General features: G+C 55.3%; 13 protein-coding genes. 4 read left to right on the plus strand and 9 right to left on the minus strand.

Annotated elements, in window-relative coordinates:
• Nucleotides 1–97 precede the first annotated feature (97 nt).
• Nucleotides 98–2413: a Tex family protein gene (locus AC6R1A_RS16670; protein ID WP_500632563.1), complete on the minus strand. Its 2316-nt coding sequence runs from the start codon at nt 2411–2413 to the stop codon at nt 98–100.
• A gap of 240 nt (nt 2414–2653) precedes the next feature.
• Here AC6R1A_RS16670 and AC6R1A_RS16675 point away from each other — a divergent pair, with 240 nt between their 5' ends.
• From AC6R1A_RS16675 to envZ, 4 genes are all read left to right on the plus strand, one after another.
• Complete coding sequence (locus AC6R1A_RS16675) at nt 2654–4603, plus strand: putative ATP-dependent zinc protease (protein WP_500632562.1); 1950 nt, start codon at nt 2654–2656, stop codon at nt 4601–4603.
• 43 nt (nt 4604–4646) lie between these two features.
• Nucleotides 4647–5132 carry a transcription elongation factor GreB gene (greB, locus tag AC6R1A_RS16680; protein WP_500630596.1) on the plus strand — a complete coding sequence of 162 codons (486 nt, stop codon included), beginning with the start codon at nt 4647–4649 and terminating at the stop codon, nt 5130–5132.
• 164 nt (nt 5133–5296) lie between these two features.
• Nucleotides 5297–6016 (plus strand): osmolarity response regulator transcription factor OmpR, encoded by a 720-nt coding sequence (gene ompR / locus AC6R1A_RS16685; protein WP_500626432.1) that lies wholly within the window; start codon nt 5297–5299, stop codon nt 6014–6016.
• A 78-nt stretch (nt 6017–6094) separates the two neighbouring features.
• Nucleotides 6095–7411, plus strand: a complete 1317-nt coding sequence (gene envZ, locus AC6R1A_RS16690) for a two-component system sensor histidine kinase EnvZ (RefSeq protein WP_500632561.1) — start codon at nt 6095–6097, stop codon at nt 7409–7411.
• A 165-nt stretch (nt 7412–7576) separates the two neighbouring features.
• Here envZ and AC6R1A_RS16695 read toward each other — a convergent pair whose 3' ends face one another.
• From AC6R1A_RS16695 to gspG, 8 genes are read right to left on the minus strand one after another with little or no spacing between them, the layout of a single operon-like run.
• Complete coding sequence (locus tag AC6R1A_RS16695; RefSeq protein ID WP_500630702.1) at nt 7577–8344, minus strand: type II secretion system protein N; 768 nt, start codon at nt 8342–8344, stop codon at nt 7577–7579.
• 4 nt (nt 8345–8348) lie between these two features.
• The gene (locus AC6R1A_RS16700) at nt 8349–8840 is read right to left on the minus strand and encodes a type II secretion system protein M (protein WP_500632567.1); all 492 of its coding nucleotides are present in this window, start codon (nt 8838–8840) and stop codon (nt 8349–8351) included.
• Nucleotides 8841–8884: 44 nt separating this feature from the next.
• Nucleotides 8885–10126 (minus strand): type II secretion system protein GspL, encoded by a 1242-nt coding sequence (gene gspL, locus AC6R1A_RS16705; protein ID WP_500630701.1) that lies wholly within the window; start codon nt 10124–10126, stop codon nt 8885–8887.
• Nucleotides 10086–11111 carry a type II secretion system minor pseudopilin GspK gene (gene gspK, locus AC6R1A_RS16710; RefSeq protein ID WP_334554925.1) on the minus strand — a complete coding sequence of 342 codons (1026 nt, stop codon included), beginning with the start codon at nt 11109–11111 and terminating at the stop codon, nt 10086–10088. Before gspK ends, gspL begins: the two co-directional genes overlap by 41 nt.
• Nucleotides 11098–11751: a type II secretion system minor pseudopilin GspJ gene (gene gspJ, locus AC6R1A_RS16715; protein WP_500632560.1), complete on the minus strand. Its 654-nt coding sequence runs from the start codon at nt 11749–11751 to the stop codon at nt 11098–11100. The genes gspK and gspJ overlap by 14 nt, the downstream gene beginning before the upstream one ends.
• Nucleotides 11738–12118, minus strand: a complete 381-nt coding sequence (gene gspI / locus AC6R1A_RS16720; protein WP_500632566.1) for a type II secretion system minor pseudopilin GspI — start codon at nt 12116–12118, stop codon at nt 11738–11740. The genes gspJ and gspI overlap by 14 nt, the downstream gene beginning before the upstream one ends.
• Before the next feature lie 16 nt (nt 12119–12134).
• Nucleotides 12135–12725: a prepilin-type N-terminal cleavage/methylation domain-containing protein gene (locus tag AC6R1A_RS16725; RefSeq protein ID WP_500632559.1), complete on the minus strand. Its 591-nt coding sequence runs from the start codon at nt 12723–12725 to the stop codon at nt 12135–12137.
• Entirely contained in the window at nt 12725–13168 is a 444-nt protein-coding gene (gene gspG, locus AC6R1A_RS16730; protein WP_334554933.1) for a type II secretion system major pseudopilin GspG, read from the minus strand. Before gspG ends, AC6R1A_RS16725 begins: the two co-directional genes overlap by 1 nt.
• Between the last annotated feature and the right edge of the window lie 10 nt (nt 13169–13178).

Here is a 13178-nt window from a genome sequence, read left to right on the forward strand (position 1 = left end):
AAACACACCGCTCGGAAATGCCGAAAAAAAATTCCCCGCCGTGGCGGGGATTTTCTTGGTGATGCTGGGTTTAGGGTTATGGGTAGTGGGTTTGGGGTTAGCGCTTTGCTTTGGCGAACGCGGCGGCAAACGCTCCGCCCATCGCACTCGCACCTTGGCTCTCTTTGCTGGCATGCTCGCGCGAACGGCCATTCGATGGGCTCTGACGACGCGGCGCGTTGGCGCGGCGCTCTTGCCCTGGCTCATCATTAAGACGCATCGACAAACCGATACGCTTACGCGCAGCGTCCACTTCCATCACTTTCACTTTGACAATATCGCCGGCTTTCACCACATCACGAGGGTCCGCGACATAGCGATCCGTCAACGCTGAGATATGCACTAAGCCATCTTGGTGTACGCCAATGTCGACGAAGGCGCCAAAGTTGGCCACGTTCGACACCACCCCTTCCAGCACCATACCCGGTTCCAGATCGGTGATTTTGTTGACACCTTCAGCAAAGGTCGCGGTTTTAAACTCAGGGCGAGGATCTCGGCCCGGTTTGTCGAGCTCTTTGATGATGTCGGTCACCGTTGGCAAACCAAAATGCTCATCGGTGTAATCCACCGCACGCAGATCGCGCAGGAACGCACTGTCGCCAATCAGCGATTGAAGCGCCACGCCATTTTTCTCTGCGATGTTTTTCACCACAGGGTACGCCTCTGGGTGCACCGCTGACGCATCGAGTGGGTTTTTGCCATTCATAATGCGCAAGAAACCGGCACACTGTTCAAATGCTTTGGGCCCCAAACGTGCGACTTTTTTCAAGGCGCTGCGCGTATCAAATCGGCCATGTTCATTGCGGTATTCGACAATGTTTTGCGCCAGCGTGCTACTTAGGCCCGCCACGCGCGTCAAAAGCGCCGGTGAGGCGGTATTGACATCCACACCGACCGCGTTCACACAGTCTTCCACCACCGCGTCCAAACGCTTGGCCAACATTGCTTGGCTCACGTCATGTTGGTATTGACCCACACCAATCGATTTAGGATCGATTTTTACTAGCTCAGCCAGCGGATCTTGCAAGCGACGCGCAATCGACACAGCACCGCGCAGCGATACATCCAGATCGGGGAACTCTTTCGCCGCGAGCTCAGACGCCGAGTAGACCGAGGCGCCCGCTTCACTGACCATGATTTTCTGCACTTTCAATCCGTAGCGCTTGATCAGATCCGCGACAAAGCTGTCCGTCTCACGCGAGGCGGTGCCGTTACCGATCGCAATCAAATCGACCTGATGCTGCTTGACCAGCGCGGCCACCACTTGGCCTGCTTTGTCGTATTGGTTTTGTGGCGGATGCGGGTAGATGGTCTCAGTGGCCAGCACTTTACCTGTGGCGTCCACCACGGCAATTTTGGAGCCGGTGCGCAGACCCGGGTCAAGGCCAAGCGTCGCGCGCGGGCCTGCCGGTGCGGCCATCAACAAATCTTTTAGGTTAGTGGCGAACACTTCAATAGCGTCGATTTCTGCGCGCTCTTTCAATGCGCCCATCAGTTCGGTTTCCATGTGCATGGCAATTTTGATGCGCCATGCCCAGCTCACCACTTGTTTGCGCCATCCATCGGCAGGGGCGTCACTCAGTGACAAGCCGTAGTGATCGGCGATGAGGGTTTCGCAATAGGATTGGCGCACGCCCTCTTCCTGGGCAGGGTCTGCGTCCATGGTCAGCGTGAGGAAGCCTTCATTGCGGCCTCGCAACATCGCCAAGGCGCGGTGAGACGGCACTTTGGCGAGCGGCTCGCGGTGATCAAAGTAATCTTTAAACTTCTCACCGTCACGCTCTTTCCCTTCAACAACGCGTGAGACCAACTCAGCGTGGCGGGTTAAGTAGGCGCGCACCTTCTCCAGTAAGCTGGCGTCTTCTGCCAAACGCTCCATCACGATAGCGCGCGCGCCATCGAGCGCCGCTTTGCTGTCGGCGACCCCTTTACTTTCATCGACGTAACGCAGCGCTTCACGCTCCGGATCATGTTCAGGGTGATGCCACAAGGCGTCGGCGAGCGGCTCGAGTCCGGCTTCAATGGCGATTTGCCCTTTGGTGCGACGCTTAGGTTTGTAAGGCAGGTATAAATCTTCGAGACGGGTTTTGCTGTCCGCTTGTTCGATCTGCGCTTTCAGCTCCGGGGTGAGCTTACCTTGATCGTGAATCGATTTCAGAATGGTCTGACGTCGGTCATCCAGCTCACGCAGGTAAGATAAGCGGCTATCTAGGGTACGCAGTTGGGTATCATCGAGTCCGCCGGTCACCTCTTTACGGTAACGGGCGATAAACGGCACCGTGTTGCCATCATCAATCAGCTTGACGGCAGACACGACTTGCTCAGGGCGAACATTCAACTCCTGAGCGATCAATTGGCAGAGTGCTTGGCTCATCCTTTGGCTCTCATTTTTCTCTTTAATGGGCGATATATTGGGGTGTGCACGATGAAATGCAACGATTTTCCATTCGAGACGCATCGCACCTCAAACAGTATCAAGGTCAAGATAGTCGCCAAACTGGTTGGCAATTGTGTGAAAATTGTGTCAGAACTAGAAAACGTCACGAACTTAATCACTCAGCACCCCTCTCACTCATTTCAACGAGTGACATTCACTAATCATGATGGAAATGCGATGAAAAAACTCTGGCTCAGTCTCTCCTTAACGCTTCTTTCCCTGTTGGCCCCGACGTATGCGCTGGCAGACGCCGCGTACGTCACGCTCGATACGCGCATCGACGCGACCACTGATGCGCCCATCACCCGCCTCGATGAAAAATTGGTGCTCGGTCGACTCGAAAACGTCACCTTGAGCGTCAAAGATGAGCAAGGGCAAGCCGCTCTTGAAGGGGTGCCCTTTGCCGGCAAAATTGATACAGGCGCGGACACCACCTCGATGCACGCCATCGATATTCACGTCTCCAGCCAACATCCGGACTACGCCCAGTGGCAAGATGAGGCGTTAATGCGCGCGCTGGTCAAAGACGTCGAGCAAGTGCGCGATATTAATTACAACGATTGGAACCAAGCGGTGTTTGAGCCGTATCAAGTCAGCGTGCGCTTTTCCATTATTCACCCCTATAGCGGAGAGCGCGTCACCTTGGCTCAGCCTCTCGAGCGTGTCGGCGTAATTCGCAGCCGCTCCAGCGCTGAGCCCATTTTGCGTCCGACGGTCAATGTGCCGCTGACCATTGCTGGCACAACGGTGGACACCGACGTCAACTTAACCGATCGCAGTCAGTTTTCAGCGCCAATCTTGATTGGCAAAACGTTCCTCAAAGATCACGCTTGGGTGTTTGCCGGCGCCGACCATCTGCAAACGTGGAACAGCGCGCAGCTGATTGGCCGCAAAGAAACCGTAGAGATTGACGGCGTGGCGCAGCGCGTCAGCTACTCGTTAAACGCCGCCTACAGCGCGCTCGATGCCAGTGACATTGACGTGAGTGACGATGGCATGCAAGTGCGTTTTACGATTGAAGGCCCGCAAGGCGAGCGCAAAACGCTCTCTCGCCCGGTGATTCGCACGCTTAAGGTGAGCGGCAAGTCGCGCCCTATGGTTTACGTGCCTGTCACTCTCGGCGAGCAACAGAGTCAGCAGTGGCTGGTGTATCTCACCGATCGCCACCACAAGAGCAGTGACATTCGCCTCGGTAAACAGACGCTCAGCGAGCACTTTGTGATTGACCCAAGCGCGACGGATCTATTGGCCGGCAAAGCGCAAACGCTCTCGAGTCGTCAAGCGCAAGCGGCGCTTCAAATCACGGGGCAAGAAACGCTGCTGCTCGATGGTATCGCCCTGCACGCCGAGCCCTCTTGGACAGTGGGCACACCGCTATTGAAAGTCGCCAGCTTTGAGACCTATCAACAAAAAGGCAAAGAGTGGGTCACTTATTATCTCAATGACAACGAAATCGGGCTCAATAACAACAAGGGCGAGGCCAAGCAGTTCTCCAAACCGATCCACAAAAAACTCAAAGTTGGGGAGACCATACGCCCAGTAGTGTTTGGCTCGTTTATGTTAAAAGGGCAAGAGGTGGAGCTGCCATACGCGATTGAGGTGCTTGGCGATAAAGAACCGCACGAGCACTTTATCATCGGCCGCAACATGACCGAGGGTGGCGTGCTGATCAACACTCGCAGTGAAGAATTACTCAGCCGCTACCCGCTGTTTAAAGCCGGCCACATTGAAGTCGCGCAAGTGGAAGGGCTCACCTTCCCGGTGAAACTCGATACCGGCGCTGACGTCTCCTCACTTAACGCGCAAAACATCGAGCGCTTTGAACGTGATGGTCAAGCCATGGTGCGTTTTGATTATGAAAACGATCAGGGCGATAAAAAGACCTTCACCCTGCCGGTGGTGCATGAGATGAGCGTGCGCGCCAAAAAAGGCGAGCAAGCCAATGTGCGCCCAGTGGTGGAAATGCGCGTCAAGCTCGGCGAGCTAGAGAAGAAGATTCGCGTCAATTTGCAAGACCGCGACCGCTTCCACTACAGCATGATTTTGGGCAAGAACTTCCTCAAATATGGCGTGGTGGTCAGCAGTGATGATGACTATCTAGTGACGAAAAAGCCAAGCGGCGAGTAATATAATAGGCCGGTAAAGCGGTTCAATAACTTGGATTACAGCAGTGAAAACAAAACTCATCACCCGCGAAGGTTACAACAAGCTCAAAGCCGAGCATGACCATCTATGGAATGAAAAACGCCCGGAAATTACCAAAATAGTCACCTGGGCGGCCAGCCTTGGCGATCGCTCTGAGAACGCGGATTACACCTTCAACAAGCGCTTGCTTCGTCAAATCGATCGCCGAGTGCGCTTTCTTCGCAAGTTTCTCCCTGAGGTAACCATCGTTGACTACTCGCCGCAACAAGAAGGTAAAGTCTTCTTCGGCGCGTGGGTCGAGATTGAGAATGAAGCGGGTGAGGTCAAAACATTCAGAATTGTTGGGCCGGAAGAAATTTATGGCGACGCCAAAGATTACATCTCCATTGATTCACCGATGGCGCGCGCGCTCCTCAAAAAAGAGGTCGATGACGAGGTCACCGTTCGCACCCCTGAGGGCGATAAAGAGTGGTTTATCAACGCCATCAGCTACCAGAAGCCTGAGTGTTGATGCGCGTCTCTCACCGACCCCACGATTAAGATCCGGTTTAATATCAAAAAAGTCATACTCGCTAACAATTCTTTGCACCACTTTGCGCGGCGCTCTGTTACATTTTACTGTGCGCCCACTCAAATCGACTCGGTCGCATTGGAATGACATAGGTGGATTCACACATGCAAGAAAATCACAAAATCCTCGTCGTGGATGACGATGCCCGTTTGCGTGCATTGTTAGAACGTTACTTGTCTGAACAGGGATTTCAGGTACGCAGTGTCGCCAACAGCGAACAGATGGATCGTTTATTAACCCGCGAGAACTTTCATTTGATGGTGCTCGACCTTATGCTCCCTGGTGAAGATGGCTTGTCGATTTGTCGCCGTCTGCGCAATGCCGGCAGCTCACTACCGATTCTGATGCTCACCGCCAAAGGCGATGAAATCGATCGCATCGTGGGCCTCGAAGTGGGCGCCGATGACTATTTGCCTAAGCCGTTTAACCCACGTGAGTTGTTGGCGCGCATTAAAGCGGTGCTGCGCCGCCAAACAGTCGAGCTGCCAGGCGCGCCAAGTTCTGCTGAGTCGATTGTTGAGTTTGGTGAGTTTCGCTTAAACCTCGGCACGCGTGAAATGTACCGCGGCGAGGAAGCGATGCCGTTAACCTCGGGCGAGTTTGCGGTACTCAAAGCGCTCGTGACCAACGCGCGCGAGCCGATGTCGCGTGATAAACTGATGAACATGGCTCGCGGCCGAGAGTACTCCGCGATGGAGCGCTCCATCGACGTGCAGATTTCACGTCTGCGCCGCATGTTGGAAGTCGATCCCAGCAAGCCAAGATACATTCAAACCGTTTGGGGCTTAGGTTATGTCTTTGTCCCTGATGGTAAAGACGCCTAAGCGGCTAGAGAGCGGGGCGCGCCTACCACAGGCGTTCCCCATCCCCTAGCCACCTTTCGGACCCGCTAGGAAAACTCCATGCGCATTCGCAGCTCATTCACTCAATCGATTCTCATCTTTCTGACCTTGCTGATTGCCAGCCAAGTCTACTCCTACTACGCCGTATTCAACTATGCGTTGATGCCCAGCTTGCAGCAGTTCAATAAGATCCTCGGCCATGAGATCAATTTGATGCTCGACGATACGCAAGACTTAGACAGCGAGCTCGATATGGACGCGCCGCTGCGTCGCCGAGTGCTTGAGCAGCTTGGTGTCACCATTCACGCCGAAAACAGCCCGATTGCTGCGGAGTACGAGCATGCGGTGACCATCGATTTGATGAGCGAAGAGATGAGCCAAGAGCTAGGCTCGGCAACCGACGTGCGGATGATGCTTGGCACAGACAGCTACGTGCTGTGGATGAAAATCGAGTCCCTGCCCGGCTCGCTGCTGCGCATCCCGCTCTCTGAGCTGCAAGAAGAGGATTTCACGCCCCTATTTCGCAACAGCGTCATCATGGCGCTGCTGATTGTTGCTGGGTGTTGGCTGTTTATTCGCTTGCAAAACCGTCCACTGATCGCACTAGAAAAAGCAGCCAAAGTGGTGGGTCGCGGTGAAATCCCACCGCCACTGGTGGAGCAAGGCGCCTCAGAGATCCGCTCGGTCACACGAGCGTTTAATCAGATGTCGAAGGGGATTCAGGCGCTCGAAGAAGATCGCGCGCTGCTGATGGCAGGGATCAGCCACGATTTACGCACCCCGCTCACGCGCATTCGCCTGGCCACCGAAATGATGTCACCCGAAGACAGCTACTTGGCTGAAGGTATCATCAGCGATACCGAAGAGTGCAATGAAATCATCAGCCAGTTTATGGATTACCTTAAACCGGTGAATAAAGAGTCGTTTGTTGAGGTGGCACTCAATGAGATTGCCAGTGACGTCGCCAGCGCAGAGGGCGGCTATGAGATGGAAATTGACACCCACTGGCACCCTGCGCTCAAGCCGATCAACGGCAGCCCGATTGCCATTAAACGAGCGATCAGCAATCTCGTGGTCAACGCCGTCCGCTACGGCAACGGCTGGGTGAAAATCTCAACCGGCATGACCGCCGACAGCAAGCTGGCCTGGGTATCCATCGAAGACAACGGCCCCGGTATCAAGCAAAGCGACATCGGCAAATTGTTTGAACCCTTCACCCGCGGCGACACCGCCCGCGGCAGCGAAGGCACCGGACTGGGCCTTGCCATCGTCAAACGTATCATGAGCCAACACAGCGGCTCGGTGATCGTCAATAACCGCAGCGGCGGCGGATTAAAAGTGCAGTTGAGTTTTCCGGTCCGAACTAAAGGTGTTTAGGGGGGAGTTCCTAGAGAAAACAAGTGCCTAGTTCCTAGAGAAAACAATCACCTAGCTTCTAGAAATCACCCTCTAGGCACTAGGAACTAGGAACTAGGAACTAGGAACTAGGAACTAGGAACTAGGAACTAGGAACTAGGAACTAGGAACTAGGAACTAAAAACTTCACCACCTCCCCCCATATTCAAACGCGTACTTTCCGTCCGTTGGCGCGGGGAGCCATTTTAGCTGCTCTTGGAGCGCTGGGGGGAAGTTGGATTGCGGTGTGAACCAGGCGCGGGTTTGGTAGCGGCGATCGGGGGTGAGATCGAGCGTGAAAGCGCTCTCGACCTGATCGCTTTGCTGATTACCTGCGACGCTAAGCGCGCTGTCTTGACAAGTAAACGGCGCGACAACAGGGCCTGTGGTTAATTCGGCGATGGGCGTGCCGACGCCTTGCGTATTGAGCACCACGCTGCCTTTCGCCGAGCGGCACCATGGCGCTTGATAATCCCAGTGCTGGATATTGAACTCCACCCGCCCTTGCACATCGAGTGGTACGGGCGGGCGAGGTAGCCAAGGTGTGATTTTCTCAACGGAGAGACTGGCCACCACGTTTTGTGCGAATGCGCCTTGGCGATTGAGACCCAGTGTGCCACGCCCCACGACAAGGCCGCCGCCTTGGCCCACGCGCACTTGCGCTTGTAAGCGGCCACTCAAAAGCGCGCCGATATCAAGCGACCAATTCACTGCGCCCAAATCGTAGCGCTGCCAACGCACTTGCGCCGCGCGCCCTTGCCAAAGGGTGCCTTGAATGCCATCGACACGCAGTTGCGCTGGGATAGCGGCATACTGACCTAAGGTGTGATAAACAAACGATGCCGGCATGTGCACCAACGCGCTCAAGCCAAATACACCCAGTAAACCTGCGCCGAGCAGAAGCCGTTTTTTCATCCCTCTACCCCTTCACCAACTGTAAGCGACGCACATCCACTACGCCCTCTTGCTTGCCTCTATCGAGATCGAGCGCTGTGACGTGCACGCCGTGGGTCTCTTGCAAAAAGGCAATCCAACTGACGAACTGGTTGAACGGCATTGGGCTTATCCACACTTGTAGCTCCTCACCGCGTGGCTGAACGCGCACCAACTCGACGTTGAAACGCTTCGCCGTTGAGGAGACCGCCTGATTCAGCGCTAAGGTGGATACCGAGCGCCCACCGGCGGCGCGCAAACTCGCGATCGTCTCGGCTTGATCTTCGACCCAGCCCAATAACTGCTTTTCGCTTTGCAGCCTAAGCTCTGCCTGCTCTGCGCGCGTGGTCAAGGGTTCGACAATGCCCCAGTATAGGCCGCCCGCCATCACAAGGCCCGCGCATACCATCACAAGGCGCTGCTCACGCGGGGTAATGGCGGACCACCATGCGCTCAGCTTGGTACTAAGCGGCGCCAATAGCGGCGCAAGGCTCGATTGAAAACGTGCTTTCATGACTCTCCTTACGACTGGCCGTCACGTAGCGTTAAAACAAACGAGCCGTTGACACGCTCGCCACTGCGACTGAGCTGCCCTTGCTCAACCTTAAAACGCGATTCAAGCTGCGCTTTGGCACGCTCAAAACTTTGGAAATCATCGCTTTGCGCTTCAAGGCGCACTTCTTTGCGATTGCGATCAAACTTGATACTGGTCAAGCTCAAACCCGGCACTTTGCTAACCGCATCAGGCAGTTGCACCATCCACTCTAACCAGACCGTTTCACTGCTGCCACCGGACAGTTGCGCCGCTTCTCGCTCCATCTCCCGTTTTAAATAGCTGACGGTCGGGATGCGCGTGCGCCCCGGTAGTGCCTCACGAAACAGACGCTCACTCTCGTTGCGATACGCATCGGCTTGTGTTTCAAAGCGCGCGGTTTTCAGCACACTGTCGACGCAAATCAGCGCCAGTAGCAGCATCGCGGCCATGGCACTGCCTTGCCAGACGCGCCAATATTTGCCGAGTGACGATTTAGGCTTGAATGCACCGGTTAATAGATTAACTGGGCTGAGTAAGGCGTGCTCGGCGAGCACCTGCATCACGAGCTTGCCCTCCTCGTTTTCCCAAACGCAATCTTGCCAAGCGGGATGCGCCTTAATCACAGACTCAGGCAGTGGGGTAAGCGCAGTCAGCGCCAAAGGCTCGCCAGCGCTATCTTTGACCCAATCAGAGGCGGTAATCCAAGGTAAAAAGCTTGCCTCTACCGAGACGCCTTGCCACTGACCTTTGCCAATCAGCCACTGCTCACCAATTTGCGCGGCGCACAGCGGCGTCTCCTTCGGCAGTGCCAATACATCCGGCAGCACTTTGCGCACCGAGCAGCCAAGCTCACGCAGATCATCGAGCACACTCGCCAGCCAAACACGCGGCGCGGCGCACACGTGCGCTTGATTGCCTTGTTTAGCCAGCACAACAAAGTGCAGCTCATCGACATCTTGCGCCAACTCATCTTCAAGCAAATAAGGCAGCATAGACTCAAATTGACGCCCAGCGCCGGCCGGGATTTCAACCTGCTTGAGCACCACATCGGCCGCAGAGAGCAGCACAGTCGTCGCGCGCCCCTTAGCGTATTGCGCTAACGCGTCACGCTGGGAATAGTTGGCCAGTTCGCCACTGGCGATCACGGCCCGCTCGCTCGCAGACCAGACCAACCATTGAACAGCGGCATTAGGGTTGTGACTCAGTCGAACGATCAGACTCTCGTTCACCGATACCTCCAAAGCGACGGCGTATCACCGTTGCAGTTTCACGATTTTCACTATACAGCAGGCTCCGCACTCGCACGCGCGAGTCGTTGACCAGCAGTTCAGCATCCATTTCAAAATAACGGCTATCGATATCCAAATAGCCTTTCGCCTGACTTTTCACATCGGCGCTGACCGAAGAGAGCGCCGACTCGGCATAAAATTCATCGACCGATTGCCAGCCATCATAGGGGCGATTGTCGATGACGTTTTTGGCTTGTTCGACACTCAAGTTGGGCGCCAACATGGCCGCGAGCAGCGCACTGTGACGCGCATCCAGCGTATTAATGTTGAGGCGAAAATCACTGGTCGGCAGCGCGCATACATGACCGCGCAGCTTCGTCATCACCTCTGCGCTCACTTGATGAATCGCGCGCAGCTCGCTGGCATCCGCCAGTAAAGAGTTGGCCGTCAGGTAGGCTGGCGACATCGACTCATAGTAGCTGTCTTCCACACCGGAAGAGGTATTCACCGTGGTGTCTTCATCAATGAACTCCCACACCGACTCCGCGATCGCCTGCGCTTGATAACTCTCCACCTCTAGGTATTCGAGCAAGGTTTGCAGCACCTCAACCAAATAGGGCGTGGCGTTGGAGTTGGCCGTCTGCACAACCGCGTAGAGCGCATTGAGGTTCAAGCACGCTTGCCCGTCGGTCAGTGATCCGCGCAGCGTGCCAAAATCGAGCGGATAGGTTTGCTCTTCTATCGCCCAAGGCTGCGAGAGATTGACCGTGTCGCTATCTTGGTAGCTTTGTTCAATGCCCGCCCGCGCAAGCGCCTCTGCACTCAAGCTATACCAATACGCCTGCTGATAATCGAGCTGACTGCTGGCACGGCGAAACTGAGAAAAGAGCCGATCCGCCATGCTAGCGGCAATGCTGACCATCACTGCCAACAGCAGTAAGATCACAATCAGGGCGACGCCGCGCTGCGAGCTAGCCGTTCTCATCGCTCTCTCCTACGCCCGCCAATGTGCCGCCACCCGTCAAATAAATGCGCTCTATCTCACCATAATCTTCCAGCGTTAAGGTCAGTGCCACCGCACTCGGCAACTGGTTACTGGCACGCCATTCACGCTGCCACTCACTGCCATCAAAAAAGCGTAAATCAAACTGCTCGACCTTATCGAGCAGTGGCATCACGATGCCCGCCTGCCCGGTGGGCGTATCTGGGTATCGCCACCAAATTCGTTGTAATACGCCATCTTGGATGCGATAGCCCACTTTGGTCACCTCGCCGCGCGGGAACTGCTGCTGCGGGTTAAACCAACCCAGGCGTGCGAACATCACCCCTTTTTCATCACTGTCGAGCAAGTTATCTTGCCAAGCGATCAGGGTAGATGAAGGCGAATCACCGCCGGAGCGCGTTTGGCGCAGCGCCATTTGGCGAAAATCATTGTCGAGATAGACAAGGCTACGCTGCAATTCTCCTAGGCGCGCACTGCGTTGCTCTGAGAGCACATTGCTGCGCTGTACCTGATTGAGCACTTGATAGGCCGCGACGCTCAAACTGGCAAAGATCGCCATCGCGACTAAGACCTCAATCAAGGTAAAACCTTGTGTTCGGCTTGCTTGTCTAGAGCGCCACATAGCTTCTCACCACCACAATCGGCGCTGCTTGCGCGCCCAGTGATACTTTGACATCAAACGCCGCCAACAGATCGCCGGTGGTGCTTACTGGCACCACTTGCCACTGCCATTGGCGCCCCGCTAACTGAGTAGTGCCCTTTTGCGCGCTGGGCTTCACGCCCGCTAAATGTACTTTGGCCATTTGGTTGTCGGCGACCATGGCAGCGAACGTCTTTTCCTCGATGTAACTTAGCGTATTGATGTGCTGACTGACCGAGCGCACTGTGGCGATCGCCGCCGTCGCAAAAATGGCAAGCGCGACCAACACTTCCAGCAAGGTAAAACCGCGCGCGGTAGCGGGGCGAGCAGCCGCAAATCGCCGTGTCATCATCATCGCGCGTGGTTTACTCATCGCTCTCTCCCGGCGCCAGCAGCACAATTTGGCCGTTCTCTTTGGCGATCACGCGCCATGCGGCCTCTTGTGACCACTGGCCGCTACTGGCCTTTGGCGCAATCGCGAGCTCAAACGGGCTCACTTCACCGCTCGACATAATAAAGACTTGCGGCGTCGGTAGTGCGTCTTTCTCTTCAAGGTCTGCAAAACGGTCATCATCAAACAAGCTGCCGGGGCGAAACAGGCGATCTTCGTCCTGCCACGCCGAGCCGCCCATCGTGAGCTTGAGTGCCAAGTTTTCTCCAAGCTCCGTCTCTGCCGGAATTTGGCCATCGTCTAGACGCTGCCACCCCTTCGCGGTTAAGCTTACCAAACGATAGCGGCCGCGCTTTTCATCGACCCACAAACCGTAATCTTTCCCCGCCAGCATCGCCTCTTCGTTGAGGAGTTGCAGGCGATGAAACGCGGCGCTGGCCTGCTTTTTTGCCTCATCACTGCTGCGACTGACCAAGGTGGAGACCACCGCCGCCGATGACAGCGCGGCGATCACCACCACCAGCAAGACTTCAAGTAAGGTAAAGCCGCGAGCGCGTTGACGCATTATTGAAAGTCTTGGATATTCCAGTTACCAATGTCGGCATTGATGCCTTCACCGCCCTCTTGGCCATCGGCGCCCAAGGTAAAGATATCGATATTGCCGTTGTCACCTGGGCTTAGGTATTGGTAGTCGTTGCCCCAAGGATCGCTTGGCAAACGGCGAATGTAGCCACCCTCACGGTAGTTACGCGGCTCCGGGTTGGATGGCTTGCTGACCAACGCCTCTAGCCCCTGATCTGTGGTCGGGTAGACGCTATTATCAAGCTTGTACATGTCGAGTGCGTTTTCCAAGGCGACGATGTCTGTAACCGCTTTTTGTTGATCCGCCTTCTCTTTGTTACCTAACAGGTTAGGCACCACAAAGCTGGCTAAAATCCCCAAAATCACCACGACGACCATCACTTCTAATAACGTAAAGCCCGACTGTTTTTTGATTCTGTTTGTCATTGTTGTTCTC

This window comes from Vibrio sp. R10-SG3-ISO3 (genome assembly GCF_059834225.1).

What these genes read in the sequence shown, in the direction of transcription:
- gspG (WP_334554933.1), bottom strand. Translation starts at nt 13,168, where the DNA reads ATGACAAACAGAATCAAAAAACAGTCGGGCTTTACGTTATTAGAAGTG.
- AC6R1A_RS16675 (WP_500632562.1), top strand. Translation starts at nt 2,654, where the DNA reads ATGAAAAAACTCTGGCTCAGTCTCTCCTTAACGCTTCTTTCCCTGTTG.
- AC6R1A_RS16695 (WP_500630702.1), bottom strand. Translation starts at nt 8,344, where the DNA reads ATGAAAAAACGGCTTCTGCTCGGCGCAGGTTTACTGGGTGTATTTGGC.
- ompR (WP_500626432.1), top strand. Translation starts at nt 5,297, where the DNA reads ATGCAAGAAAATCACAAAATCCTCGTCGTGGATGACGATGCCCGTTTG.
- gspK (WP_334554925.1), bottom strand. Translation starts at nt 11,111, where the DNA reads ATGAGAACGGCTAGCTCGCAGCGCGGCGTCGCCCTGATTGTGATCTTA.
- gspJ (WP_500632560.1), bottom strand. Translation starts at nt 11,751, where the DNA reads ATGTGGCGCTCTAGACAAGCAAGCCGAACACAAGGTTTTACCTTGATT.
- envZ (WP_500632561.1), top strand. Translation starts at nt 6,095, where the DNA reads ATGCGCATTCGCAGCTCATTCACTCAATCGATTCTCATCTTTCTGACC.
- AC6R1A_RS16670 (WP_500632563.1), bottom strand. Translation starts at nt 2,413, where the DNA reads ATGAGCCAAGCACTCTGCCAATTGATCGCTCAGGAGTTGAATGTTCGC.
- gspI (WP_500632566.1), bottom strand. Translation starts at nt 12,118, where the DNA reads ATGACACGGCGATTTGCGGCTGCTCGCCCCGCTACCGCGCGCGGTTTT.
- AC6R1A_RS16725 (WP_500632559.1), bottom strand. Translation starts at nt 12,725, where the DNA reads ATGCGTCAACGCGCTCGCGGCTTTACCTTACTTGAAGTCTTGCTGGTG.